We start from the raw sequence: 25,436 nt of genomic DNA, 5'->3' as shown, positions 1-25,436 counted from the left end.
CGTCGGTCGCCAATGCTCCGCAGTGGCTCCCTCCTCCGCCTTGCGATGCACGGCACCAGACGCCACTCCCTGATCCAGCCTGATCCAAACGAAAGCCCCTAGGGCGGAGCCCGCGCCTCGCGGTTCGCACGGCCACAGCCCGGCCCGCCGGCCGCCCCAGCCCCCGCCCGGGCAGCGACCCCGCCCCGGCCGCGACCCCGGCCCGCCCCGGCACGGGTTCGCGGCTCCCCCGCCCAGCTCCAGCTCCGGCCCCGGCCCCGGGGCTCGTGCCGCTGGCGTCTCACGGGTCGCCGGCCCGGGGCTGATGCCCCGTACAAGGGCGCGCCCCTGGCGTACTGGTGTCGGATTACCATGGCGGCTGGTCTTTTTCGGCCTCTCCCCGGCCGGGGCCCGGTCGCGCGGCGCGGTCGTCCCCGAACCGGAGAAGTGGAGTCACCCCCCATGAACCTCGGCGTGCGCTGGACCCTGCACGGCGACGGACGGACACCCGCTCCAGGAGCCGTGGTCCGCCCCGACGAGCGGCTGTCCTGGCCCCGTACGGCCGGACTCGGCGCGCAGCACGTGGTGGCCATGTTCGGCGCGTCGTTCGTGGCGCCGGTCCTGATGGGGCTCGACCCCAATCTGGCGATCATGATGTCGGGCGTCGCCACGGTGATCTTCCTGCTCGCCACGCGCGGCAAGGTCCCCAGCTACCTGGGCTGCTCGCTCTCCTTCGTGGGCGTGGCGGCGACCGTCCGGGCGTCCGGCGGGGACAGCGCCACCGTCACCGGGGCGGTGCTGGTGGTCGGCGCCGTGCTGTTCCTGGCGGGGCTGGCGGTACGGCGGTTCGGCGCGCGGATCATCCACGCGGCGATGCCGCCGATCGTGACCGGCGCCGTCGTCATGCTGATCGGCTTCAACCTGGCGCCGGTGACGGCGTCGACGTACTGGCCGCAGGACCAGTGGACCGCGCTGCTGGTGATGCTGTTCACCGGCCTCGCCGTCGTCTGCCTGCGCGGCTTCTGGTCACGGGTGGCGATCTTCCTGGGCCTGGTCTTCGGGTACGCCCTGTCCTGGGTGCTGGACCTGGCCTTCGGCAAGATCCACTCCCCGCTGGGCGGCGCCGAGGCCGTCGACCACTGGCGTCTGGACCTGTCCGGTGTGGCGAAGGCCGACTGGATCGGTCTGCCGTCCTTCCACGCCCCGGCCTTCGAGTGGTCGGCGATCCTCGTCGCCCTGCCGGTGGTCATCGCGCTGGTCGCGGAGAACGCCGGACACGTCAAGGCCGTCGGCGAGATGACCGGCGACCCGCTCGACGACAAGCTCGGCACCGCCATCGCCGCCGACGGCGCCGCGTCGATCCTGTCCACCGCCGTGGGCGGCCCGCCGAACACCACGTACTCCGAGAACATCGGCGTCATGGCCGCCACCCGCGTCTACTCGACGGCCGCCTACTGGGCCGCCGCCGGCTTCGCGCTGCTGTTCGGCCTGTGCCCCAAGTTCGGCGCCGTCGTCGCCGCCATCCCCGGCGGTGTGCTCGGCGGTATCACCGTCATCCTCTACGGCATGATCGGCCTGCTGGGCGCGCAGATCTGGATCAACGCCAAGGTCGACCTGCGCAACCCCCTGAACCTCGTCCCCGCCGCCGCGGGCATCATCATCGGCGTCGGCGGTGTGAGCCTGAAGATCACCGACAACTTCGAGCTGGGCGGCATCGCGCTCGGCACGATCGTCGTGATCACCGGCTACCACGTCCTGCGGGCCTTCGCCCCGGCGCATCTCAAGGAGCAGGAGCCCCTGCTGGACGCGGGCACGAGTTCCTACGAAGGTGCTCAGCCGGTCGCCAAGTCGTAGGCGTACTCGGCGGAGAACTCCCCGGCCGAGCCCGAGCAGCCGTCCGACTCGCCCGGCAGCTTGATCCACAGGTGGGCGTCGATCCGGGCCTCGCCGGTCCGGGTCGTCGGCGTCCGGCCCAGTGCCCGGCCCGCCGGGTCGCACCACTCGCCGGGCGCCGGGGCGCCGTTGCCGTTGCGGCTGGTGTCGATGACGGCGCCCAGGTGGGACGGACCGCCGAGCGCGGCGAGCACGCGCCGGGCGCAGGAGGCCTCGGCGGCGGTGCCGTGGAAGTTGGACACGTTGGTGAAGATGCCGTCGCTGCTGGTCGCGGCGCCCGCCTCGCGCAGGGCGCCGGCCATCTTCGCCGCCGAGTGCCAGCCGGAGTGGCCGGCGTCGAAGTACACCTTGGCCCTCGGGTTGGCGGCCCTGAGCGTCTTGCCCGCCCGGGCCGGCGAGGCGTACCGGGCTGCGCGCTGACCGGACGAGAGGCAGTCGGCGAGCGCGATCGAGTCGGGTTCCAGGACGACGATGACCGGCCCGCTGCCGAGCCCTTCGGCGAAGTCCCGTATCCACCCGTCGCTGCTGGTTCCGTTCCGTCCGGCGCTGTGCGCGCACGCCTGACAGCGTGCGTTCCCCCTCCCCCGGGGTGCTCGCCCGGGCGGATCGTTCCCCCGTTTCGGGGAAGCCCGGCGCGATGACACCACCGAGAGCCTACCTACTGGGACGCTGCCCCCATGGCGCAGATCGAGCAGTTCTCGTCGGCCCCGTCGGCGGTCGGTCCGGTGGTGACGCGGATGCGCGCGTTCCGCGAGTTGTGGCCGGCGTCGGACGGGGTGGCGGTGTTCAACCGGGTCTACCTCACCGTCACGGAGGAGATCGACCGGCGTATCGACGCGGGCGAGTTCGCCGACCGGCGGGCCGCCGCCACGCTGGACGTCCGCTTCGCGGAGCGCTATCTCATGGCCGTCGACGCGGTCGCCGCGGGCGGGCGGCCGCCTGCGTGCTGGCGGCCGCTGTTCCAGTACCGGCGCCACCCCGGGGTACGCCCGCTGCAGTTCGCGCTGTCCGGTATCAACGCGCACATCGGGCACGACCTGGCGCTGGCCGTGGTGGACGCCTGTCGTACGCTCGGCTGCGAACCGGCCGACCTGGAGGGCGAGTTCGAGCGGGTGGGCGACATCCTCACGTTGCTGGAGGAGCGCATCCGTGAGGAGCTGATGCCGGGGCCGGACCTGCTGGAGATCGCCGACCCGCTGACGCACCTGCTGGGCTGCTGGAGCCTGGAGCGGGCCCGGGACGGGGCGTGGCTCGCGGCCCGCTCCCTGTGGCAGCTGCGCCGGCTGGGCGGGCTGCCGGAGCTGGCCGAGGAGTTCACCGAACGCCTCGACCGCTCCGTGGGGCTGGTGGGGCGGATGCTGCTGACGCCGCTCACACCGTGCGGCGGCTGACGGCTCGCACGGCGTTCCGCCCCACTGCTCCGACGACCGTCAGTCCTCCGGCAGTTCCACCGGGGCGATCTCGTCGTAGACGTCACCCGGACCGGGGTTGGTGGCGTCGGTCGCACCGCCGAAGTGGTGCATGACGCCCCACACGGCGTTCAGCGCGGTCTGTACGGCGCCCTCGGCCCAGCCGGCCGTCCAGGAGATGTCGTCGCCCGCGAGGAAGATGCCCCGCTTGTCCTCGGGCAGCCGGTGCTGCATGAAGTGGGTGAACAGGCGCCGCTGGTAGCGGTAGTGGCCGGGGAGGTTGGCCTTGAAGGCGCCCATGAAGTAGGGCTCGTTCTCCCAGGACACGGTCACCGGGTTGCCGATGATGTGCTTGCGGATGTCGACCTTCGGGTAGATCTCGCCGAGCGACTTGAGCATGACCTCCATGCGCTCGTTGGCGGAGAGCGGCAGCCACTTCAGGCTGTCGTCGCACCACGTGTACGACAGGCAGATGACGGCGGGCTTGTCCGGGCCGTCGTCCAGCAGGTACGTACCGCGGGTCATCCGGTCGGTGAGCGTCATCGACATGACGTCACGGCCGGTCTCCTCGTCCTTGTCCAGCCAGAAGGGCCGGTCGACCGGGACGAACAGCTTGGACGACTCCATGTAGTGGGTGCGCTCCATCGCCGTCCAGTGGTCGATGGGGAACAGCGAGTCGTCACAGGCGATCTTGGACAGCAGCATCCAGGACTGGGCGGTGAAGATCGCCGCCTGGTAGGTGCGGATGTCGCCGTTCGCGTCGGTGACGGTGATGCGGTTGCCGGCGGTGCGGTGCAGGCGCGTGACGGCGGGCTTGGGGTCGCCCTCGTGCAGGGACTTCAGCGACGTACCGAGCGGCCAGTGGACGATCTTCTCCGGCTCGCGCTCCCACAGGCGCAGCGGCAGCTGCTGCGAGCCGCCGACGATGCCGCGGTGGTGGTCGTCGGCCTCGGTGTAGACGACGCGGAGGATCTCCAGGATGGAGTTGGGGAAGTCGGTGTCCCAGCCGCCGGTGCCGAAGCCGACCTGGCCGAAGATCTCGCGGTGCCGGAAGGACTTGAACGCCTCGGACTCGCACAGGAAGCCGTAGAAGGTCTGGTTGTCGAGCTTCTCGACGAGCTTGGCCCAGATCTCGCGGATGCGCGGGACGTCACGCTCGCGCATGGCGCGGTTCATGTCGGAGAAGTCCGCGCCCTCCTCCAGGCAGGCGTTCCAGGCCTTGGCCACGTCGCGGTAGACCTGCGGCAGGTCGTCGATGGTCTCGGCGTAGTGCGACTCGCCCTTGAGGTCGACGACGGTCGACGGGGTGGCCTCGGCCAGCGGGTTCGGGAACGGCCGGGTCTGAAGGCCCACGAGGTCGATGTAGTGCTGGAGCGCGGTCGAGGAGGGCGGGAAGCGCATGGCGCCCATCTCGGCGGTGAGCCCCTCCGTGCCGGTGCCCTCGAAGCCGACGGTGCGCAGCCGGCCGCCGATCTGGTCGGCCTCGTAGACGACGGGCTTGAGGCCCATCTTCATCAGCTCGTACGCGGCGACGATGCCGGACAGTCCGCCGCCGATGACGGCGACCTCGGTGCCGTGCTCGGTCGCGGGTATCTGTCCGAGTCCGGCCGGGTGGGCCAGGTAGTCGTCGTACGCGTACGGGAAGTCCGGACCGAACATGGTGATCGGCGGCTGCGCGTCGGTGTGCTGGACGGCGGTGGGCACCGTGGACGTCATGGGGTACGGGCTCCTTGCGGGAAAGCTTCGGGAGGGGCGGGAGGCTCAGACGAGGGAGGTGTAGAGGCCGGGGCGGCGGTCGCGCAGGTACGGGTTGCCCTCGCGCGAGGTGGTCAGGAACTCCGGGTCGACGTCACCGACGACCAGTTCCTCGCCGCGTCCGGCGCGTGCGCGGGCCGTGCCGTCGGGGCCGGCCAGGGCGGACAGGCCGACGAACTCGAAGTCGCCCTCGGGGCCGGACCGGTTGGCGTACGCGACGTAGATCTGGTTCTCGAAGGCGCGCACCGGTACGACCGACTCGGCGACGACTTCGGCGGGATGCATCAGGGCGGTGGGCACCAGCAGGAGCTGGGTGCCGGCCAGGGCGTGCGCCCGGACGTTCTCGGGGAACTCCACGTCGTAGCAGATCATCAGGCCGACGCGCACTCCGCCGAGCTCCGCCTGGACGACCGGCTGGTCGCCGGGCGTGAACGAGTCGGTCTCGAAGCCGCCGTAGAGGTGGGTCTTGCGGTAGCCGAGGAGCCGGGTGCCGTCCGGCCCGATCAGCTGCGCGGAGTTGTACACCTGGTCGCCGTCGCGCTCGGGGTAGCCGTACGCGATGGCGAGGCCGTGGCGCTCGGCGATGTCGGCGACGGCGTCGGCACCGTCGCCGTCGGCGGGCTCGGCCAGCCGGGCGACGCCGTCGCCGATCGCGTACCCGGTCAGGAACATCTCGGGGGCGACCAGCAGGGCGGCACCGGTGGCGGCGGCACGGGCGGCGGCCTCGTCGAGGACCTTGAGATTGGCGGCGACGTCACCGGGCTGTCCGGAGCTCTGGAGCAGGGCGGTGCGCAGCGGCGGCATCGGCAGACCTCGGTCGGGTGCGTGGCGGGAGGGAAAGGCGTCAGGAGACGTTCAAAACGGTACGGTCCGGTGTTCTTCCGGGACAAGGCGTGACCGTTGCGGACCGACGATCGATCTGTTGCGCGGATGGGGTCCTGCCCGGTGATTCATTGCGCGGTCGTCCTTCCGGGGGCGGACGCCGGTCCCCGCCATCCGGCGGAGGACGGTCGCGACCGGCGAGCGATGTGGAGCGGCAGGGGTGCGCGGAACAGTGGTGGACGTCCGGTCACCTGCGGAAAGGGCCCACCATGAACCGTCGTACGAAGATCGCCGCCATTGGCGCGACCCTGCTCCTCACCGCCGGGGCCGCGGGCTCCGCCGTCGCCTCCGGGGACGGGGCGGGCGCCGGGCCGCGGGAGGCGGCCGCGCTCACCGGCACGGCGAAGCTGTACCGGCCGGCCGGTGACGACATCACCTTCACGTTCGACGCGCACCTGGCAGCGGAGGACAACATGGACCCGGAGGCGGCGACCGGCACGTTCGGCTTCCGGCACGTCTTCCCGGACGGCACGTCCGGCTGGGCGAAGGCCCGGGTGGACTGCCTGGTCACGGGCGGCAGGGTGGCGGTCGTGACCGGTGTCGTCACCGACTCCGACACGCCGTTCAAGGGCAAGCGCGTGGGGATCTCGGTGCACGACCAGGGCAGGCACGACCGGCTGGGCTACAGCTGGATCGGCTCGGAGCCGGAGGAGACCAGAAAGCTGCCGAAGTGCATGAGCGCCGCGCCCTTCGAGAAGGTCGAGCACGGCACCGGCGACTTCCGGGTGCTGCCGTGGTACCCGGAGTACCCGTCGGACTGACTAGGCCGGCGAGCCGGAGGAGAAGCGCCGCAGCAGCGGCGAGAGCACCAGCACCGACTTGGTGCGCTCCACGAACGGCTCGCCCGCGATCCGCTCCAGCACGCGCTCGAAGTGGCGCATGTCGGAGGCGAAGACCTGGACGATCGCGTCCGCGTCACCGGTGACGGTGGACGCGGCCGCGACCTCCGGGTACCGCTCGAGACCGCGCTGGATGGTCTCGGGCGAGGTGTTGCCGCGTGCGTAGATCTCGATGAAGCCCTCGGTCTCCCAGCCGAGCGCCGCCGGGTCCACCCGGACGGTGAACCCGGTGATGGCGCCTTCGGCGCGCAGTCGGTCCACGCGCCGCTTGACGGCGGGCGCGGACAGGCCGACGAGCGAGCCGATGTCGGCGTAGGAACGGCGGGCGTCTTCCGCGAGGGCGTGGACGATGCGTTCGTCGAGATCGTTCAGTCGCACGACGGGTGGGTCACTTCTCTGCTGTGGCCAATCGGGAGCGGCGCATGCCGTACACGAAGTAGACCACGAGACCCACGGCCATCCAGACACCGAAGTAGACCCAGGTGATCATGTCGAGGCTGTACATGCTGTAGCCGCAGAACAGGAAGCCGAGCACGGGGAAGACCGGGCCGAACGGCACCTTGAAGCTGCGCTGGAGCTCCGGCCTGGTGTAGCGCAGGACGACGACCGCGATGTTGACCAGGGCGAAGGCGAACAGCGTGCCGATGCTGGTGGCGTTGACGAGCTCGCCCAGCGGGACGGCGGCGGCGAGGACGCCGCAGAACAGCGAGACGAGCACCGTGTTGGCCCGCGGGGTGCCGGTCTTGGGGTTGACCTTGCCGAAGACCTTGGGCACCAGACCGTCGCGGGACATGGCGAACAGGATGCGGGTCTGGCCGTAGAGCACGGTGAGGACGACGCTGGCGATGGAGATGACCGCGCCGGCGGCGAGCAGGGTGCCCCAGAAGCTCTGGCCGGTGACATCGTTCATGATCGCGGCGAGGGACGCCTCGGAGCCCTCGAACTTCTTCCAGTCCCAGGCGCCCACGGCGACGGCCGCGACCAGCACGTACAGGGCGGTGACGATGACCAGCGAGAGCATGATCGCCTTCGGCAGGTCCCGCTTGGGGTCCTTGGCCTCCTCACCCGCGGTGGAGGCGGCGTCGAAACCGATGTACGAGAAGAAGAGGATCGCGCCCGCCGCGCCGACGCTGCCGGCGCCGAGCGGCATGAAGTCGGAGTAGTTGCCGGAGTTGAAGCCCATGAAGCCGATGGCGCAGAACAGCACGAGCGCGGCGATCTTGACGACCACCATGATCGTGTTGGCGCGGGCCGACTCCTTGGCGCCGCCGAGCAGGAAGAGCATCGCCAGCACGACGACGATCAGGGCCGGCAGGTTGAACACGCCGCCCTCGCCGGGCGGCGCGGTGAGCACCTCGGGCAGGGTCACGCCGATGGTGCCGTCGAGGAGCTGGTTGAGGTAGTCGCCCCAGCCGACCGCCACGGCGGCGACGGACACGCCGTACTCCAGGAGCAGGCACCAGCCGCACACCCAGGCGACGAGTTCACCCATCGTTGCGTACGCGTACGAGTACGAGGAGCCGGCGACGGGGATGGTGCCGGCCAGTTCGGCGTAGGACAGGGCCGAGAAGAGCGCCGTGAGCCCGGCGAAGACGAAGGCGAGCGTGACGGCCGGGCCGGCCAGCGGGACGGCTTCGCCGAGGACGACGAAAATGCCGGTGCCGAGCGTGGCACCGATGCTGATCATGGTCAGCTGCCACATGGAGAGTGAGCGGCGGAGCGAACCGCCCTCACCCTGGCCACCCTCTGCGACCAGCACATCCACCGGCTTGCGGCGGGTGAGGGCGGAGAGCCTGGGCGCCTTGGGGGCGGTCGGCTCGGTGGCGGGAGGGGCTGTGCCTTGGTCCAGCACTGCGGAGGCTCCTTCATCGCTGCGGGTCGGGGGGAGGGCGACCTGCGGCGGTTCGTGGGCGTGTCGGGACGACCCACGGGGGAAGGGAACCGCCGAGCAGGCGGTCACCGCCACTCCTGGTACGGGGCACGAGCCTAAAGGGCGCGCTTCGCGCTCGTAATGCAGGGTTGTTGCGCATCCGCGAATGATCATTGCGCGCTTGGGGCACAGACGGGGAAACATTGCGCCCCGCCGCACGAATCGACACATTGGGGGTCCGGGGCAGGCATTTCACCGACCGGAGGAGACCCGTATGACCTGGCAGGATCCGGTGCCTTTTCTGCGCGGTACGGCCTGGCTGGACGACTGCGGCCGGGCGGTGCGCGCCGACCCGGCGCAGGTGGCGCGGCTGCCGTGGGAGACCGCGGAGCGTGCCGCGCTGCCCATCGGCGTACGCCTGGAGTTCACGGCGTCGCCGGGCACCCGGGCGATGGAGATCCGTTACCGCGCGGCCGTACCGGGGCGGAACCAGGCGCTGCGGGAACTGGCGCACTGCTTCGCGCTGTGGGAGGGCGACGCCTGCGTCCACGAGACGTTCAGCCGCCCCGAGGAGGAGACGGAGATCACCATTCCGCTCCCCGCGGGGCCGGGGCCGGGGCCGTTCACCGTTCATCCGCCCGAGAGCCAGGCTCCGGAGATCCTGGGGCTGCGGGCCGTCGGCGGCACCCTCTCCCCCGCTCCGCCGCGGCCACGCTGGCTGGTCCACGGCGACTCGATCACGGAGGGCTGGTGGTCCACCCGTCCCGCCCACGCCTGGCCCGCCGTCGCGGGGCGCGCCCTCGGGGTGGACACGGTCAACCTCGGGTACGCGGGCTCCGCGCGCGGCGAGCTGTCCACCGCCCAGCAGCTGGCCGCCCTCCCCGCCGACCTCCTCACCCTCGCGTTCGGCACGAACTGCTGGTCCGGCGTCCCCCACTCCGCTCCGCTGCTGTACGAGACGACCCGCGCCTTCATCACCCTCGTACGCCGGGGCCACCCGGACACGCCCCTGCTGCTGCTCTCGCCGCTGCTGCGCCCCGAGGCGGAGTCCACGGCCAACGCCCTGGGCGCGACGCTGGCCGAGCTGCGCACCGCCATGGAGGAGGCCGTCCGGGACCTGATCGCGGCCGGTGACGGACGGCTGTCGCTGCTGCCCGGCCGTGACCTGCTCGAGCCCGGGAACCTCGCGGACGGCCTGCATCCGGACGACGCGGGGCACGCGCGGGTCGCCGCGGCGGTCGCGGCGGCCGTACGGAGCGAGGTGTCGCTCAGTGGACGGGCCTTGTCGCGAACGTGAGAGGAATGACCCGGCGAAGGCGGGGTAGGGGCGCCCTCGGCCGGTGACATCCCGTTCCGGCTCCCGACTCCCACGTCCCGGGTTCCCGTCCAGAAGGAGGTTCTGTCGTGCTGATGCCGCATCCGTCGATGCTGCGCACACTTGTGTCCAGGTATGAGGAACTGGCCGCCACCAGCGCGGATTCGGCGGACCCGAAGATCAGGCGTCAACGGGAGGACACCGCTTACACCCTCTGCGTGTCCACCGGTACGCGTGACATACGCGACGCGCTGACCGTGGCCAGACAGGTGATCGCAGCGGCCGGTGAACCGTCGGCCGTCTCGGCGACGCCGGTCTCGGTTTGAGCGGACGGAGAGGGCGGCGACCGGCACTCTCCGGTCGCCGCCCTCGGCGTCAGCACGGCGGAGTCACGTTTCTTCCGGCCGCCCCGGGCCACTACGATCCAACCGCCGTTGAACATGAGAAACAGGCCGGGCGGCCGACTCACCGACGTTTCCGGTGCCCCGCCGCGGAACCCGCCCGTCCCGTTTCCGATTGCGAGAGGTGCTTGTGAACACCAGCGAATCGAGCGTGCGGGACCGCCTCTGTGAGGCCCTGCGGGAGCGCGAGGAGGAGATCGCCGACCGGTGGGTCCGCCTCCAGCTGGAGCAGGCGGTGCTCAGTACGGACATGAGTGAGCACGAGGTGCGCGAGGAAGCCGACCTGCTGATCTCCGCCCTCGCCGCGGGACTGGCCAGCGACGTACCGGTGGAACGCCTGGTGGCGTCCCGCAACGAACTGCGCCAGACGGTGATAGAGCTGTCGCTGCGCCGCGCGCGGGCGGGCGCCTCCCCGACCGCCACCTCGATGGCCGTGCTGTCGCTCAAGGAGGCGCTGCTGTCCGCCGTACAGCACACCACTCGCGACTCGGCCGAGCTGTTCTCCGCCGTCATCCTGGTCAACCGGCTGCTGGACGCGGCCGGTGTGCTCTCGTTCGAGACGTATGTGGAGGGCCGCGAGGAGATCATCCAGCGGCAGAGCCGGCAGCTGCTCGAAGTCTCCACGCCGGTGGTCCGGTTGTGGCGGCACGTTCTCGCCGTACCGCTGATCGGCACGCTGGACACGGCGCGTACGCAGGTCGTGATGGAGAGCCTGCTGCAGGCGATCCAGGACCACGAGGCACAGGTCGCCATCATCGACATCACCGGTGTGCCGGCCGTCGACACCGCGGTCGCCCAGCATCTGATGCACACGGTGAACGCGGTGCGGCTGATGGGCGCCGACTGTGTGATCAGCGGGATCCGTCCGCCGATCGCCCAGACCATCGCGCAGCTGGGCATCGACCTGTCGACGATCCTGACCCGCGCGACGCTGGCCGACGCCCTGGCAGCCGCCATCCAGCTGACCGACCAGCCCGCCGTCGGCCAGGACGCCGGCACCGCACGGCCGGTCACCGCACGGCCGGTGACCGCGTGACGGCCCCTCGCGCCACCGGCGTACCGATCCTGCGACTCGGCGACGTGCTGATCACCGGGCTGCTCAACGAGCTCGACGACCAGTCGGCGGTGGCCTTCACCGACGAACTCACCGAGCGGATCGTCGGCGACGGCGCCCGGGGTGTCCTGATCGACATCTCCCGGTTGGAGATCATCGACTCGTTCGTGGCGCGCACCCTGATGGAACTGACCACCATGGCCCGCCTCCTCGGTGCCCGGGTCATCGTGGCCGGGATGCGGCCCGCGGTCGCCATCACCCTGGTCGAGCTGGGGCTGCAGCTCACCGGCGTGGAAACCGCCCTCAACGCGGAGCAGGGCCTGACCGCGCTCGGCTGGCACCGCATGCCCCAACCCCCGGGGGAGGTCCGACGTGACGCTCCACGGTGAACGGGTGGCGGCGCCGGGCGCCGACCTGATCGCCCAGCGCTCCCCCGCGGCGGGTTCCTCGGTCACGTCCAGCCGGTCCGGCACCTCCGGCGGGGCGTCCGCCGACCCCGAGGCACCCACCGGGAGTCATGGCGGCGGCTCCCGTTACAACGTCGCTTCCGAGGAGGACCTCCTGACGGTGCGTCACGCCGTGCGGGCCGCCACCGTGGAGGCCGGCTTCGGGCTCGTCGACCAGACCAGGATCGTCACCGCCGCCAGTGAGCTCGCACGCAACGCGTACGTCCACGGGGGCGGCGGCGCGCTGGAGATCCAGATCGTGACGCGGTCCGGGCGCAAGGGCCTACGGCTGACGGTCCGGGACGACGGCCCCGGCATCCCCGACGTGGAGCAGGCGCTCGCCGACGGGTTCACCACGGGGACGGGGCTCGGCCACGGCCTGGGCGGAGCCCGGCGGCTGATGCACGAGTTCCAGGTCCACAGCGCCCCCGGCGAGGGCACCACCGTGGTGGTCACGCGCTGGAACGACCGCTGATGGGTTCGCCGATGTCCGTGACCGCGCACATCCCGGTCGACCACTACAGCGCCGTCCACCTCGCGGCCACGACCGCCCGCCGGACGGCGCTGGACCAGGGGCTCACCGGAGCCCTGCCCGACCAGGCCGCCGTACTCGCCAGCGAGCTGGCCGGCAACGTCGCCAAGCACGCCCTGCACGGCTCCCTGTACATCCAGCCGCTGCCGCTGCGCACCGGCGTGGAGATCCTCGCCGTGGACCGGGGCCCGGGCATGGCCGACCTGGAGCAGTGCCTCACCGACGGGTACACCACCAGCAGCACGCTCGGCTCCGGCCTCGGCGCGGTACGCAGGATCGCGGACGAGTTCACCGTGCGTACGAGGGAGGGCACGGGCACCGTCGTCTCCGCCCGCCTGGGCGAACCGGGCGCCGGGCCCGCCGACGGGACGCCGGGCGTCGGCGCGGTGCGTGTGCCCGCCGACGGGGAGACCGCCTGCGGGGACTCCTGGGGCCTCGCCGTCGCCGAAGACGTACGTACCGCGCTCGTCGTGGACGGGCTGGGGCACGGCAAGCCCGCCGCCGAGGCAGCCGAGCTGGCCGTGCGCGCCTTCCACCGGGACCCCGGTCAGCCGCTGCCCCAGCTGCTGCGCACGATGAATCGTGCCCTGCGGCGCAGCCGGGGCGCGGCGGTCGGACTGCTGCGGCTGTCGACCCAGGGCATCGAGCAGTGCTCGGTGGGCAATGTGCGCACCCTGCTACTGGGCCACGACGGGGTCCGCCGGCGCTTCGGCGGCCAGCCGGGGGTGGTCGGCTGGAACATGCCCGAGCCCCGGGTACAGCGGGTTCCCGCCGAGCCGGGCACCATCGCCCTGCTGCACAGTGACGGCATCGACGCCCGCTGGACGCACACCCTGACCCCGTTCCTCGCCGGGCTGCCCGCCCCGCTGCTCGCCGGCGCCCTCGTCCACGAGCACCGGCGCAGCCGGGACGACGCGACCGTCCTCACCCTCGGCCCGGCGCGGAGAGAAGCATGAAACCGCAGATCACGACCCTCCACTCACTCGCGGGGCTGCGCAGCGCCCTGCGCCGCCTCGCCCACCGGGCGGGCCTGCCCGTCGAACTGCGCTACCGGCTCGCGCTGTCGGCGACCCGGGTGGCCGGCGGTGAACTCGCGGCCGGCCGGCCCGTGCTGCTGGAGACGGTGCCGCCACAGCCGGCCGACCGCGCGGAGGGCTCGTCGGAGGAGCGGCCGGACGGTCCGGCCGAGGGGAAGCTGGTCGTCCGGCTGCACCTGCCGCACGCACCGCGCAGGCCGTCACTGGAGGGGCTCCCCCTGCCCGCGGAGCGGCTGCCCGGCACGGCCGCCGTCTGGCGGGTCCCCGTGCCCCTCCCGTCCGCCACGGACCCGTGCAGGGACGATCCGCCCGGCCTGGTCGAGCTGCTGGAGGAGGAGCTGAGCGCGGCCGTCGACCGGGTGGACGCACTCGCCGAGGACCACCAGCGCCTCAAGCACGAACTGGCCGAGACGAACAGCGGCGTGCTGGCCCTGTACGTACAGCTGGAGGAGCGCGACGAGCAGCTGCGCCAGGCGCACGGCCGGATACTGCGCCAGCTGGAGGACGCCCTGCGCCCGCCGCCGGTACGGGTGCCCGGTCTGGAGATGGCGGTCCACTACGAGCCGGCGGAGAAGTACGCCCCGACGGGCGGGGACCTGTACGACTGGTTCGTCCTGCCGGACGGCACCGTGCACATCACGGTGGTGGACGCCCTGGGCCACGGCCTGACCAGTACACGCAGCGCGCTCAACGTCACCCACGCCGTACGCACCCTCGCCCTGGAGGGCCACCCCCTGGAGTCGATCGTCGCCAGGACGGACGAGGTCCTCGCGACCTTCGACCACGAGCTGATGGCGACCGTGCAGCTGGTCCGGCTCGATCCGGAGACCGGGGAGCTGGTGCTGGCGAACGGCAGCCACCCGCCGGCCCTCCTCGTCCGGGAGGACGGTGACTCGTCCCTGCTGGAGGTACGCGGCCGGGGTATCGGCTTCCCGCTGCCCGGCAGCGAGCGGCTGCTGCGCGACCGCCTCGACCCCGGCGACCTGCTGGTGCTCTACACGGACGGGCTGACCGAGAGCCGCCGCGACCCGCGCGAGGGCGAGCAGCGGCTGGCACGGGCGGCACGCCGCCATCGCCACCGGCCGATAGAGGAGGTCCCGGCGGCCATCGCGGACGACATGCACACGGTGATCCTGCATCCCGACGACACCGTGGCCCTGACCGTGCGGCGGGTGCGGGCGGATCCTCGCCAGGCCCGCGGTTAACGCACGAGGTCTGGGTATGCGAGCGGTGATGAATGAAGGAGCCGCTCGTGGTTGTCATGATTTCGCCGTACGCCGACTGCGCCTCGGCCCGTGACACGGCCGCGCGTTTCGTGGCCGAGCACTGCCCGTGGGCGGACCTGGACGCGGTGCAGCTGGTCGTCACCGAGCTGACGGCAAACGCCCTGCGCCACACCCGCGGCTGGTGGCGGCTTCGGCTGCGCGCCGAGCGCGAGGAGCTGACCGTGGAGCTGGAGGACTCCAGCCCGGCCGTCCCCGAGGCGCGTACACCGGACTTCACCGGTGATGGCGGCGGGTTCGGCTGGCCCATGGTCCTGCGACTGGCGGGCCGGGTGGAGGTCCGCCCCACCCCGTCGGGCAAGACGGTCCGGGCGGTCTGGTCCTCCGCGGCGGTGACGGCCTGACGGCCGGGCGCCAGGAACGTCCTTGAGCCGGCCGGGGGTCGCGCCGACGCCGTCGGCCCGGTCAGGACGCAGGCTCCCGTAGGCAGGACACTCCGTGTCCCGTCGCGCCGGGGCCGCAGTCACCGGGCCGGAGGCGTGGGCAACCGTCCGCCATCCGCTCAGGGCGGGGCCTACGAGGGCGCCTCGCGGGAACGAGCCGGTGCCCGAGCTTCCTGAGGCTACGCCCCTGCCTCCCCGGCACCGCTGACGCCCGGGGCGGTGTGCCCCGGGCGTCGGCGCCGAGCGGTCGGCCGGCGGGTTCAGTCCACGGCCAGGAGCCCTTCCCTGAGCCGTGCCGTGATCCGCGACAGCAGCCGGGACACATGCATCTGTGACACACCCAGTTCGGCGCCGATCTCCGACTGCGTCATCTCGTCCACGTACCGCATCTGCAAGATGCGGCGGTCCCGCTCGTCGAACTGCTCGATGAGCGGCTTCAGCGCCTGAACGTTCTCGACGATCTCCAGCTCGCGGTCCGGCTCGCCCAGCCGGTCGCCGAGGGTCTCGGAGGAGTTGTCGGCACTGTCGTCGAGCGGCAGGTCGATGGAGCCGGCGGTGTACCCGTTGGCGGCGACGAGCCCTTCGAGGATCTCTTCCTCCTCCATCCCCAGGTGTTCGGCGAGTTCGGCCGGGGTCGGGGAGCGGTCGAGGCGCTGGAAGAGCTCGTCGGTCGCACGGGCGATGTCGATGCGCAGCTCCTGGAGCCGCCGCGGCACGTGCACCGACCAACTGGTGTCGCGGAAGAACCGCTTGATCTCGCCGATCACACACGGCATCGCGAAGGTCGTGAACTCGACCTCACGGCTGAGGTCGAAGCGGTCGATCGCCTTGATCAGCCCGATGGTGCCGACCTGGATGATGTCCTCCATCTGGTCGGACCGGTTGCGGAAGCGCGTGGCCGCGTACTTGACCAGGGAGAGGTTGAGCTCGATGAGGGTGTTGCGTACGTACTGGTACTCCTCGGTGCCTTCCTCCAGGACGGCGAGCCGGTCGAAGAACTGCTTCGAGAGCTCCTTCGCGTCCTTCGGAGCCACCTCGCCGGGGTTCCGGATCTCCGGCAGATCGGTGGCCGTCTGCTGGGCGGAACCGGTCGAGATCGTGGTCGCCATGGACACTGCACCCTCCCTTTCATTTCCGTACGTTCGCAAGGCGCGTGTACCCACCTCAACCATAAGCACGCGCACGAATTCGGCCGGAGGCGAAAAAACCGGAGTGGCCGCCTCTCGCACACGGCGAGGGACGGCCACTTCGACGCACACCTGACGGGGCGTCAGCTCCAGCTGGCGTGCAGCGGCTTGCCCTCGGCGTAACCGGCGGCACTCTGGACGCCCACGATCGCCTTCTCGGCGAACTCCTCCAGGGAACCGGCACCCGCGTACGTGCACGAGGAGCGCACACCCGCGATGATGGAGTCGATCAGGTCCTCGACGCCGGGGCGGGACGGGTCGAGGAACATCCGCGAGTGGGAGATGCCCTCCTCGAAGATCGCCTTGCGGGCCCGGTCGTACGCGGACTCCTCGCTCGTACGGTTGCGGACGGCACGCTTGGACGCCATGCCGAACGACTCCTTGTACAGACGGCCACTGGCGTCCTGCTGGAGGTCGCCCGGGGACTCGTACGTACCGGCGAACCAGGAACCGATCATCACGTTGGACGCACCGGCGGCGAGCGCCATGGCGACGTCGCGCGGGTGGCGGACACCGCCGTCGGCCCACACGTGCTTGCCGTACTTCTTCGCCTCGGCGGCGCACTCCAGGACGGCGGAGAACTGCGGGCGGCCCACGCCGGTCATCATGCGGGTGGTGCACATGGCGCCGGGACCCACACCGACCTTGATGATGTCCGCGCCGGCCTCGATGAGGTCGCGCACGCCCTCGGCGGCCACGATGTTGCCCGCGACGATCGGCACCTGCGGGTCGAGGCCGCGGACGGCCTTCACCGCGGCGATCATCGACTCCTGGTGGCCGTGCGCGGTGTCCACGACGAGCGTGTCGACACCCGCGTCGAGGAGCTGCTTGGCCTTGCCCTCGACGTCGCCGTTGATGCCGACGGCGGCGGCGATGCGGAGCTTGCCGTTCGCGTCGACGGCCGGCGTGTAGAGGGTGGCGCGCAGCGCGCCCTTGCGGGTCAGGATGCCGGCGAGGCGGCCTTCCTTGTCCACGGCCGGGGCGTAGCGGCGGTTGTGGTGGTCGAGGGTGTTGAACGCCTCACGCGGGTCGATGTCCGCGTCGAGCAGCAGCAGCTCGTCCTTGGACATGACCTCGGACAGCTGGGTGAAGCGGTCGACCCCGGACAGGTCCTCGTCGGTGACGACACCGATCGGACGCTGGTCGGCGTCCACGACGACACCGGCGTTGTGCGCGCGCTTGGGGAGCAGCGACAGCGCGTCGGCGACCGTCTGGTGCGGGTCGAGGACGATCGGGGTGTCGAGCACGTGGTGACGGCTCTTGACCCAGGCGACGACGTCGGTGACGACCTCGATCGGAATGTCCTGCGGGATGACGACGAGGCCACCGCGCCGGGCGACGGTCTCGGCCATCCGGCGGCCGGCGATCGCCGTCATGTTGGCGACGACCAGCGGGATGGTGGTCCCGGTGCCGTCGGGGGAGGACAGGTCGACGCCCTGGCGGGAGCCCACGGCCGAGCGGCTAGGCACCATGAATACGTCGTCGTACGTGAGGTCGTACGGCGGCTTCAGGTCATTGAGGAAACGCACGTGCTGAACATCCCAGTCGTTCGGAGTTGGCCCCCGGGCATTTCAGCCGGGGGGAAAACGCACGTACTTCATTCTCCCATGCCCGCACACGCGTACGCCCCAGGCGAAAGCCACAGGCCCTGGAAGGAGCAGTGGTAGTTTCCTCCAAGCCCAGGTGGCCGCCGGGTACCGGCTACCGCCAGGGGTGCCCGTGAGCCCCGCTCCGGAGCGGGCGCCACGGGCGAGGGGCTACTCGTCCGGGTCCGCGCGGTCCAGGGCCGGGCGGGGACCGGGGGTGAACTCGGTCAGGAGGTAGTCCGCCGCCATGGTGTCCGTGACGAGGCTGGTCACCAGCCCCGACCGCAGCACCGCGCCGATCGCCGCCGCCTTGCGCCGGCCGCCCGCGATGGCCACGACCTCCGGGATGCGCCGCAGCCGGTCGGCCTCGACCGTGATGCACCGCTCGCCCAGGTCCCGCCCCACCCTGCGCCCGTTCGCGTCGAACAGGTGCGCCGACATCTCGGCCGCGACACCCAGCGAGGCGTAGTGCGCCCGCTCCTCGTCCGTGAGCATGTCGTGGACGGTCGAGATGCCCGGCTCCCAGGAACCGATGGACACGGCCGCGACGGTGACCTTGTCGAAGTATTCGAAGGCACGGGCGATACCGGTCTGGTTGCGCAGCGCCGCCGCGGTCGCCGGGTCGGGCAGCAGCATCGGCGCGTAGATCGGGTGCGCCTCGCCACCGGAGACCTGGGCGGCACGCCGTACCGCCTCCACCGAACCGCGCTCGGCGGTGCCGGCGTCGTACACACCCGTGAGCTGGACGACCGTGCAGGGCGGCAGCCGGTCGAGGGCGGCCGCCATGTGAATCGTGGAGCGGCCCCACGCGAGCCCCAGGACGTCGCCCTCCGCCACCAGCTCGCCGAGCAGGTCGGCCGCCACCTCGCCGAGGTTCTCGGGGTCCGGCGAGGCGTCCTCGCCCTCCGGCGGGGACTCGACGACGACGGCGTGACGCAGCCCGTACCGGGCGCGGAGCGCGTCGGAGCGCTCGGCGTCGAGCTCGGCGGGTACCCGGATCTCGATGCGTACGAGGTCACGCTCCAGAGCGGTCTCCAGGACCCTCGCGACCTTGAAGCGGCTGACGCCGAACTCCTCCGCGATCTGGATCTTGGACTTGCCCTCGAGATAGAAGCGACGGGCCATGGCCGCCGCCTGCACCAGCTCCGCGGGTCCCATCCGCAGGGCTGGCCGTCCCGCCGACATAGCAGACACCGCGATCTCCTCACTGCTGTTCACACTTCGGATCGCCATCCTTGCAGATCCGGCGGTCCGTGATCGGTCCTGTTGGGCTGCGTTCATCTGCCCGTGGTTCACCCGTGGCTCAGTGGCCGCACGCCCAGGCCGCCGTGGCCGTCGCCGCGGTGGCCTGTTCGCGCAGGGCCCGCACCGCGGCGGCCGGGTCCTTTGCTCCGTACACGGCGGAACCGGCGACGAAGACGTCGGCACCGGCCTCCGCGCAGCGCTCGATCGTGGCGGCCGAGACACCGCCGTCCACCTGGAGCCACAGCTGGAGGCCGTGCTTGGAGATCAGCTCCCGGGTCCGGCGGATCTTGGGCAGCATGATGTCGAGGAACGCCTGACCACCGAAGCCCGGCTCCACGGTCATGATCAGGAGCATGTCGAGTTCGGGGAGCAGGTCCTCGTACGGCTCGATGGGAGTGGCGGGCTTCAGCGCCATCGACGCCCGCGCCCCCTTGGCCCTGATCTCGCGGGCCAGCCGGACCGGGGCGGCGGCCGCCTCCACGTGGAAGGTGACCGAGCCGGCCCCCGCCTCCACGTACTGCGGTGCCCAGCGGTCGGGGTCCTCGATCATCAGGTGGCAGTCCAGCGGGGTGTCCGTCGCCCGGCTGAGCGACTCCACGACGGGCACGCCCAGGGTCAGGTTGGGCACGAAGTGGTTGTCCATGACATCGACGTGGAGCCAGTCGGCGCCTTCGACCGCCTTGGCCTCCTCGGCGAGACGGGCGAAATCGGCGGACAGAATGCTGGGGTTGATCTGGGCCATGTGCCAAGCCTGCCATGTCCCATGGGGTTTCTTTTACCCGATGCCCACGTGACCTTGGCGGGACCCGTCACACTTGGCACAAATCCCGGCGTATCGCTGTCCTCACGCTCTCACGCCGTGCGCCGCAGCAGCGCCAGGTACATGGCGTCCGTGCCGTGCAGATGCGGCCACAGCTGGACGTCGGGCCCGTCGCCGAGCGCGGGAACGCCGGGCATCAGGGGCCGGGCGTCGATCAGCTCGGCGCCGCCGTGCCTCTTCAGGACGTCGTCGACGACCACCCGGGTCTCGGCCAGGTGCGGCGAGCAGGTCGCGTACCCGACCACTCCGCCGACCCGGACGGCCTTCAACGCCTCGGTGAGCAGGGAGCGTTGCAGCGGGCCGAAGCTCTCCAGGTCCTCCGGGCGGCGGCGCCAGCGGGCCTCGGGACGGCGGCGGAGGGCGCCCAGGCCGGAGCACGGGACGTCCACCAGGGCGCGGTCGAAGGAGCCGGGGCGCCACGGCGGGCGGGTGCCGTCGGCCGCGATGACCTGGTACGGGCCCGGGTTGCCGGACAGCGCCCGCTCCACCAGCCGGGCGCGGTGCGGCTGCTTCTCGGAGGCGAGCAGGGCGGCGCCCCGCTGGGCGGCCAGGGCGCCCAGGAGGGCCGCCTTGCCGCCGGGGCCCGCACAGCCGTCGAGCCAGCGCTGGTCGGGGCCGTCGACCGGGGCGTTGGCGAGGGCGATCGCGACGAGCTGGCTGCCCTCGTCCTGGACGCCCGCCCTGCCCTCCCGCACGGCGTCGATCGCGCCGGGCTCGCCGCCCTCGGCGAGCCGTACGGCGTACGGCGACCAGCGGCCGGGCAGGCCCGCCTCGTCGCCCAGCACGTCGAGCAGCTCGTCGGTGGTGGACCGGCCGGGGCGGGCCACCAGCGTGACCTCGGGCCGCTCGTTGTCGGCCTCCAGGAGGTCCTCGATGCCGGCGCGGCCGCCGCCGAGCGCGTCCCACAGCGCGGAGACGATCCAGCGCGGGTGCGAGTGCACCACGGCCAGGTGGTCCTCGGCGTCCTCGTCGTACGGCGGTGCCACCTGCTGCACCCAGGCGTCGAGGTCCTGCTGCGCGATCTTGCGGAGGACGGCGTTGACGAACTTGGCCCGCCCGTCGCCGAGCACCACCCGCGCCAGCTCCACGCTCGCCGAGACGGCCGCGTGGGTGGGGATCCGCGTCCCGAGCAGCTGGTGCGCGCCCAGCGCGAGCACGTCCAGGACGGGCGGGTCCACCTCGCGCAACGGCCGGTCGATGCAGGCCCCGATGATCGCGTCGTACGTCCCCTGGCGGCGCAGCGTCCCGTACACCAGCTCCGTGGCGAGCGCCGCGTCCCGGCCGTCGAACCCCTCCTTCTCCCGCGCCTTCTTCAGCAGCGGCGGCAGGACGAGGTTGGCGTACGCGTCGCGCTCGTCGACGGCGCGCAGCGCCTCGAACGCCAGGATCCGCACGGGGTCCTTCTTGGGACGGCGGTACGGCTTGGGGGGACGGCGACGGGACTGCTCGCTCAAAAGGTGCTCCGCGTTCCGGTGAGATTCGATCCCTTTCAGCCTACGTCGGTCCCGCCCACCCGTCTCCCACCACCGCCCTTGCCCGACGGCGCTATGCGCCGGCCCCTGCTTTCTCGCCCGGGGCGATCCGGACGCCCCGCGCCCAGTCGGCTCCGCGCATCGGCTTCTTGCCCTGCGGCTGGACCCACAGCAGCTCGACGGCGTGCGAGCCGGTCCCGACGTACACGTTGTTCTTGGCCGCCGACAGCTCGCCGGGGGCCAGGTCCGTGCGGTCGGGCACGAGGGCGGCCTGGATGACCTTCAGCCGCTCGCCGCGGAAGACGGTCCAGGCACCGGGTGCGGGGGTGCAGCCGCGTACGACGCGGTCGACGCGCAGCGCCGGGGCGGTCCAGTCGAGGTGCGCGTCCTCCACGGTGATCTTCGGGGCGAGGGTGATGCCCTCCGCGGGCTGCGGCACCGCCTTGAGGGTGCCGTCCTCGATGCCGTCCATCGTCGCGGCGAGCAGCCCCGCGCCGGCGAAGGCGAGCCGGGTGAGCAGGTCGCCGCTGGTGTCGGTGGGGCGCACCTCCTCGGTGATGACGCCGTACACCGGGCCGGAGTCCAGGCCCTCCTCGATCTGGAAGGTCGTCGCGCCGGTCACCTCGTCCCCGGCCATGATCGCGTGCTGTACGGGCGCGGCCCCGCGCCAGGCGGGGAGCAGCGAGAAGTGCAGGTTCACCCAGCCGTGCGCGGGTACGTCGAGGGCCGGCTTCGGCAGCAGGGCGCCGTAGGCGACGACCGGACAGCAGTCGGGTGCGATCTCGCGCAGCCGCGCCAGGAAGTCCTCGTCGCGGGGCTTCGCCGGCTTGAGGACCTCGATCCCGGCTTCCTCGGCGCGCTGGGCGACGGGGCTGGCGACGAGCCGGCGGCCGCGCCCGGCGGGGGCGTCGGGCCGGGTGACGACGGCGGCCACCTCGTGCCGGTCCGAGGCGATCAGGGCGTCCAGGGCGGGTACGGCGACCTCGGGGGTGCCTGCGAAGACGAGCTTCATCAGTGGCTGACTGCCTGTCTGTCCGGTGGCGGTGGTGGGCAACGCACCAGTTTAGGGGCCGGTGCGGCAGGGGGCGTACGTCGCCTTGCGCGCCCTGGGCATATGCGGATACGCCCCCGCAGCGTGACCCCGACCACGGGTGGCGCGTTGGTCAAGGCAGATTGACCGAAACGGGCCGCCGCCACGGAGCGGCCCACCCCTTTCAACGCCGGTTCGAGAGGCTTGTAAATGGCCGACCACGCAACCCACGACGCCCAAGCCCGGGCGAGCCTGCACCTGCTGGTGCGGGACATCGAGCGGGTCCGCCGGCAGGTGGACGCACTGCGCACGCTCACCGCCCAGCTCGGCAATGTGTACCGCCCGCGGCGATCCGGCCCGTCCACGGGCTTCGTCGTCTACGGCAGGGCCCCGGCCCCCACCGTGCGGCTCGCCCAGGAACTGCGGGACAGCGTCGAGACGCTGGTGACCGCGGCGGTGGATTTCGACCGCTCGCTGGGCTTCTCGTGGGACGCGGTGGGCTCGGCGCTCGGGGTCACCAAGCAGGCGGTCCACCGCAGGTACGGCGCCCGGCGGGCGGCGGCCCAGCAGCCGGTGGCGGCGGAGGCCGAGCACACGGTCGAGCCGGGTGGTACGCGCACGATCCCCTCGGTGCCCGCCGCGCGTTCGATGCCGCCCCAGCCCACGTCCGGCTCCCAGACCCTCCGCGAAGAGGTCCGCCCGAGCGCCTTCCCCGGCCCGCGCAACGGCTGACCCTCCCCCGGCCGCCCGGCCCCCCTGCCGCAGGAGGGCCGGGCGGCCGCCCCATGTCCCGCTGCGGGGCCGCGCCTCCAAAGGCCGTCAGCCGATGTCCGGCGGGTCGACCCGGATGCGCACCGGGTCCGTGGCGCCCCGCGCGAGCCGCGCCGCCTGTGCCGCTTTCAGCGCGGCCGCCAGCGCCGCCCCGCTGCCGGGCGGGACCCGCAGCAGCACCCGCTCCCACACCTCCCCCGGCGGAGCGTCCCCGGGGCGGCGGGGCGCGCCCGGCGGCGGGGGCGGGAGCGGCACGGGGCCGAGCACCTCCGCCTCGGCGGGCAGCTCGGCGGCCGCCAGGAAGGCCGTCACCGCCTCCGCCCGCCCGGTCACGGACGCCATCCGGGAGACCGGGGGGAAGCCCAGCTCCGCCCGCTCGGCCAGCTCGCGCTGGGCGTGGCCGACCGGGTCCCACCGCACCAGCGCCTGCACGGGCCGCAGCGTCGGCTCGGCCACGATCACGACGGTGCCGCCCTCGTCCTGGCCCCGCACCAGCGAGGCCGCGTCCATCCAGCGCCGCAGCGCCTCCTCACCGGCCCGCAGGTCGGCCCGCCCCAGCATGGCCCAGCCGTCCAGCAGCAGCGCCGCCGCGTATCCGCCCTCGGCGACCGGCTCGGCGCCCGGGGTGCTGACCACGAGCGCGGGGCGGCCGGGCACGGTGTCCAGGACGTGGTCCCGCCCCGACGTCCGCACCGGCACGGCCGGGAACGCCCGGCCCAGTTCCTCCGCCGTGCGCCGGGCGCCGACCACCTGGGCGCGCAGCCGGACGGATCCGCACGCCGCGCAGTGCCAGTCCGGTGCCCCCCGCCCGCACCAGCCGCACCGCAACTCCCGCTGCTCCGGCGCCTCCAGCGGCCCCGCGCAGTGCCGGCACCGCGCGGGCGTCCGGCACCGCTCGCAGGCCAGCCGGGGTACGTACCCCCGCCTGGGCACCTGCACCAGCACCGGCCCGGACTTCAGGCCCTCCCGCGCCGCCTGCCACGCCAGCGACGGCAACCGGGCCGCGCGCGCCGCCTCGTCCCGCGCCAGCTCCCCGTCCCCCACCGTCCGTACGAGCGGAGCTGCGGCCCTGACCTGCTCGCGGGGCGCCACCAGCGGCCGTGCCCAGCCGCTCTCGACAAGCTGGGCCGCCTCCACCGTGCAGCTCGTGCCGCCCAGCAGGAAGCCGCACTTGTCGTGCGCGGCGCGCAGCAGCAGCACCTCGCGTGCGTGCGGCAGCGGCGCGTGCTGTTCGCTGTGGCTGGAGTCCCCGTCGTCCCAGATGGCGACGAGCCCCAGGTCCCGCACCGGGGCGAACATCGCCGCCCGCGTCCCGACGACCGCGCGCACGGCCCCGCGCCGCACGGCGAGCCACTGCGCGTACCGCTTCTCGGGCCCCGCCTCGGCGGTCAGCACCGCGTGCCGCCCCTCCCCCAGCACGGCGGTCAGCGCCGCATCGACCCGCCCGGCCGCCCGCCCGTCGGGCACCACGACGAGCGCGCCGCGCCCCGACGCGAGGGTGGCGCCCACCGCCCTGGCCAGCTCGTCCGCCCAGTGCGGCCCGGGCAGCGCGTTCCACACGGCCCGCGGCGACCGCCCGGCCGCGAGCGCCGCCAGGAACGCCGGCCCCTGTGCGTACCGCTCCCATGTGCCGGGCTCCGGCGCGGCGGGCGGTGGCAACGGCTCCGGCGACGGCTTCCGCTCGGCCTTCACATTGCGCGGCGGAACGGCCAGTTGCAGCACGTCCGCGAGGCTCCCGGCGTACCGGTCGGCGACCGCCCTCGCCAGTCCGAGCAGCTCGGCGTCGAGCACCGGCTCGGGCGACACCACGTCGGCCAGCGCCGCCAGCGGCCCGGAGTAGTCGGACTCGGCCCGCCGTTCGACGAGGAACCCGTCGATGAGCCGCCCGCCCTCGCGCCGCCCGTCCCGCACCTGATGGGCACCCGCCCCGAACCGCACCCGCACCCGCACACCCGGCTGCGCGTCGGCGTCGAGCTCCTCGGGCACGGCGTAGTCGAAGAACTGGTCCAGGTGCAGCACGCCCTTGTTCACCACGACCCGGGCGACCGGCAGCTCCTTGGCCAGCGCGGCTCCCCGCCACGTCCGGGGCTTGGCGCGGGGCACCTTCGCCTTGCGCACGCTCTCGCGTATGAGCGCGAGCTGCTCGGGCGGCTCGGCCTCCCGGCCCCCGCCTTCCCGCTTCCCGTCGTCGCTGCTCACAGCCACATTCCTACCAGAGCCCACTGACACCGCCCGCTGTCAGCGGCA

At 72.6% G+C, this 25,436-nt stretch carries 23 protein-coding genes and 1 pseudogene; 12 read left to right on the top strand and 12 right to left on the bottom strand.

Going from position 1 to position 25,436, the window contains the following annotated elements; all coding sequences use genetic code 11:
- The first annotated feature begins 441 nt into the window (after nucleotides 1-441).
- The gene (locus ABT360_RS19785) at nucleotides 442-1,833 is read left to right on the top strand and encodes a uracil-xanthine permease family protein (protein WP_351817763.1); all 1,392 of its coding nucleotides are present in this window, start codon (nucleotides 442-444) and stop codon (nucleotides 1,831-1,833) included.
- Here ABT360_RS19785 and ABT360_RS19780 read toward each other — a convergent pair.
- Nucleotides 1,812-2,393, bottom strand: a pseudogene (locus ABT360_RS19780) (glycoside hydrolase family 6 protein); the annotation flags it as partial. The gene ABT360_RS19785 and the pseudogene ABT360_RS19780 overlap by 22 nt on opposite strands.
- A gap of 156 nt (nucleotides 2,394-2,549) precedes the next feature.
- Here ABT360_RS19780 and ABT360_RS19775 point away from each other — a divergent pair.
- On the top strand, nucleotides 2,550-3,263 hold the full coding sequence (locus ABT360_RS19775) for a DUF5995 family protein (RefSeq protein WP_351817760.1): 714 nt from the start codon (nucleotides 2,550-2,552) through the stop codon (nucleotides 3,261-3,263).
- 39 nt (nucleotides 3,264-3,302) lie between these two features.
- Here the strand turns inward: ABT360_RS19775 and ABT360_RS19770 are convergent, their stop codons facing one another.
- Complete coding sequence (locus ABT360_RS19770) at nucleotides 3,303-4,997, bottom strand: flavin monoamine oxidase family protein (protein ID WP_351817757.1); 1,695 nt, start codon at nucleotides 4,995-4,997, stop codon at nucleotides 3,303-3,305.
- Between the two features lie 45 nt (nucleotides 4,998-5,042).
- Nucleotides 5,043-5,840 (bottom strand): carbon-nitrogen hydrolase family protein, encoded by a 798-nt coding sequence (locus ABT360_RS19765; RefSeq protein WP_351817754.1) that lies wholly within the window; start codon nucleotides 5,838-5,840, stop codon nucleotides 5,043-5,045.
- A gap of 287 nt (nucleotides 5,841-6,127) precedes the next feature.
- Between ABT360_RS19765 and ABT360_RS19760 the strand changes: the two genes are divergently transcribed.
- Complete coding sequence (locus tag ABT360_RS19760) at nucleotides 6,128-6,679, top strand: Repetin (RefSeq protein WP_351817751.1); 552 nt, start codon at nucleotides 6,128-6,130, stop codon at nucleotides 6,677-6,679.
- On the opposite strand, the gene ABT360_RS19755 is transcribed toward ABT360_RS19760, so the two are convergent.
- On the bottom strand, nucleotides 6,680-7,135 hold the full coding sequence (locus ABT360_RS19755; protein ID WP_064067061.1) for an Lrp/AsnC family transcriptional regulator: 456 nt from the start codon (nucleotides 7,133-7,135) through the stop codon (nucleotides 6,680-6,682). It lies immediately after the preceding gene.
- A gap of 10 nt (nucleotides 7,136-7,145) precedes the next feature.
- On the bottom strand, nucleotides 7,146-8,609 hold the full coding sequence (locus ABT360_RS19750; RefSeq protein ID WP_351817746.1) for an amino acid permease: 1,464 nt from the start codon (nucleotides 8,607-8,609) through the stop codon (nucleotides 7,146-7,148).
- A 292-nt stretch (nucleotides 8,610-8,901) separates the two neighbouring features.
- Between ABT360_RS19750 and ABT360_RS19745 the strand changes: the two genes are divergently transcribed.
- The 8 genes from ABT360_RS19745 to ABT360_RS19710 all read left to right on the top strand — a co-directional run bounded on the left by ABT360_RS19745 (nucleotide 8,902) and on the right by ABT360_RS19710 (nucleotide 15,039).
- The gene (locus ABT360_RS19745) at nucleotides 8,902-9,924 is read left to right on the top strand and encodes a GDSL-type esterase/lipase family protein (RefSeq protein ID WP_351817743.1); all 1,023 of its coding nucleotides are present in this window, start codon (nucleotides 8,902-8,904) and stop codon (nucleotides 9,922-9,924) included.
- Nucleotides 9,925-10,037: 113 nt separating this feature from the next.
- Nucleotides 10,038-10,268 (top strand): DUF5133 domain-containing protein, encoded by a 231-nt coding sequence (locus ABT360_RS19740; RefSeq protein ID WP_351817772.1) that lies wholly within the window; start codon nucleotides 10,038-10,040, stop codon nucleotides 10,266-10,268.
- Nucleotides 10,269-10,473: 205 nt separating this feature from the next.
- Nucleotides 10,474-11,379, top strand: coding sequence for an STAS domain-containing protein (locus ABT360_RS19735; protein ID WP_351817740.1), 906 nt, complete (start codon nucleotides 10,474-10,476; stop codon nucleotides 11,377-11,379).
- Nucleotides 11,376-11,786 carry an STAS domain-containing protein gene (locus ABT360_RS19730; protein WP_351817737.1) on the top strand — a complete coding sequence of 137 codons (411 nt, stop codon included), beginning with the start codon at nucleotides 11,376-11,378 and terminating at the stop codon, nucleotides 11,784-11,786. Before ABT360_RS19735 ends, ABT360_RS19730 begins: the two co-directional genes overlap by 4 nt.
- A complete protein-coding gene (locus tag ABT360_RS19725) occupies nucleotides 11,770-12,318 on the top strand; it encodes an anti-sigma regulatory factor (protein WP_351817734.1) in 549 nt (182 codons plus the stop codon). Before ABT360_RS19730 ends, ABT360_RS19725 begins: the two co-directional genes overlap by 17 nt.
- An 11-nt stretch (nucleotides 12,319-12,329) precedes the next feature.
- Nucleotides 12,330-13,331: a SpoIIE family protein phosphatase gene (locus tag ABT360_RS19720; RefSeq protein WP_351817731.1), complete on the top strand. Its 1,002-nt coding sequence runs from the start codon at nucleotides 12,330-12,332 to the stop codon at nucleotides 13,329-13,331.
- A complete protein-coding gene (locus ABT360_RS19715; RefSeq protein ID WP_351817728.1) occupies nucleotides 13,328-14,617 on the top strand; it encodes a PP2C family protein-serine/threonine phosphatase in 1,290 nt (429 codons plus the stop codon). Before ABT360_RS19720 ends, ABT360_RS19715 begins: the two co-directional genes overlap by 4 nt.
- 56 nt (nucleotides 14,618-14,673) lie before the next feature.
- Nucleotides 14,674-15,039 carry an ATP-binding protein gene (locus ABT360_RS19710; protein ID WP_351817769.1) on the top strand — a complete coding sequence of 122 codons (366 nt, stop codon included), beginning with the start codon at nucleotides 14,674-14,676 and terminating at the stop codon, nucleotides 15,037-15,039.
- Nucleotides 15,040-15,338: 299 nt separating this feature from the next.
- On the opposite strand, the gene ABT360_RS19705 is transcribed toward ABT360_RS19710, so the two are convergent.
- The 6 genes from ABT360_RS19705 to fmt form a co-directional block, all read right to left on the bottom strand.
- Complete coding sequence (locus tag ABT360_RS19705; protein ID WP_351817725.1) at nucleotides 15,339-16,187, bottom strand: RNA polymerase sigma factor SigF; 849 nt, start codon at nucleotides 16,185-16,187, stop codon at nucleotides 15,339-15,341.
- 161 nt (nucleotides 16,188-16,348) lie between these two features.
- Nucleotides 16,349-17,794, bottom strand: a complete 1,446-nt coding sequence (locus ABT360_RS19700) for a GuaB1 family IMP dehydrogenase-related protein (protein WP_351817722.1) — start codon at nucleotides 17,792-17,794, stop codon at nucleotides 16,349-16,351.
- Between the two features lie 228 nt (nucleotides 17,795-18,022).
- Nucleotides 18,023-19,069 carry a sugar-binding transcriptional regulator gene (locus ABT360_RS19695; protein WP_351817719.1) on the bottom strand — a complete coding sequence of 349 codons (1,047 nt, stop codon included), beginning with the start codon at nucleotides 19,067-19,069 and terminating at the stop codon, nucleotides 18,023-18,025.
- An 85-nt stretch (nucleotides 19,070-19,154) separates the two neighbouring features.
- A complete protein-coding gene (rpe, locus tag ABT360_RS19690; RefSeq protein WP_351817716.1) occupies nucleotides 19,155-19,838 on the bottom strand; it encodes a ribulose-phosphate 3-epimerase in 684 nt (227 codons plus the stop codon).
- A gap of 110 nt (nucleotides 19,839-19,948) precedes the next feature.
- Nucleotides 19,949-21,370: an RsmB/NOP family class I SAM-dependent RNA methyltransferase gene (locus ABT360_RS19685; protein ID WP_351817713.1), complete on the bottom strand. Its 1,422-nt coding sequence runs from the start codon at nucleotides 21,368-21,370 to the stop codon at nucleotides 19,949-19,951.
- 91 nt (nucleotides 21,371-21,461) lie between these two features.
- Complete coding sequence (gene fmt / locus ABT360_RS19680) at nucleotides 21,462-22,400, bottom strand: methionyl-tRNA formyltransferase (RefSeq protein WP_351817766.1); 939 nt, start codon at nucleotides 22,398-22,400, stop codon at nucleotides 21,462-21,464.
- A gap of 228 nt (nucleotides 22,401-22,628) precedes the next feature.
- On the opposite strand from fmt, the gene ABT360_RS19675 reads away from it, so the two are divergent.
- Nucleotides 22,629-23,150, top strand: a complete 522-nt coding sequence (locus ABT360_RS19675) for a hypothetical protein (protein ID WP_351817710.1) — start codon at nucleotides 22,629-22,631, stop codon at nucleotides 23,148-23,150.
- An 87-nt stretch (nucleotides 23,151-23,237) separates the two neighbouring features.
- On the opposite strand, the gene ABT360_RS19670 is transcribed toward ABT360_RS19675, so the two are convergent.
- Nucleotides 23,238-25,388 (bottom strand): primosomal protein N', encoded by a 2,151-nt coding sequence (locus ABT360_RS19670; RefSeq protein WP_351817707.1) that lies wholly within the window; start codon nucleotides 25,386-25,388, stop codon nucleotides 23,238-23,240.
- Nucleotides 25,389-25,436 lie beyond the last annotated feature (48 nt).

The sequence above is a fragment of the Streptomyces sp. NPDC000229 genome (assembly GCF_040300825.1).
Classification (GTDB): domain Bacteria; phylum Actinomycetota; class Actinomycetes; order Streptomycetales; family Streptomycetaceae; genus Streptomyces.
Note: the sequence above shows the minus strand (reverse complement) of the source record. Positions and strands in the feature narration are given on the sequence as shown.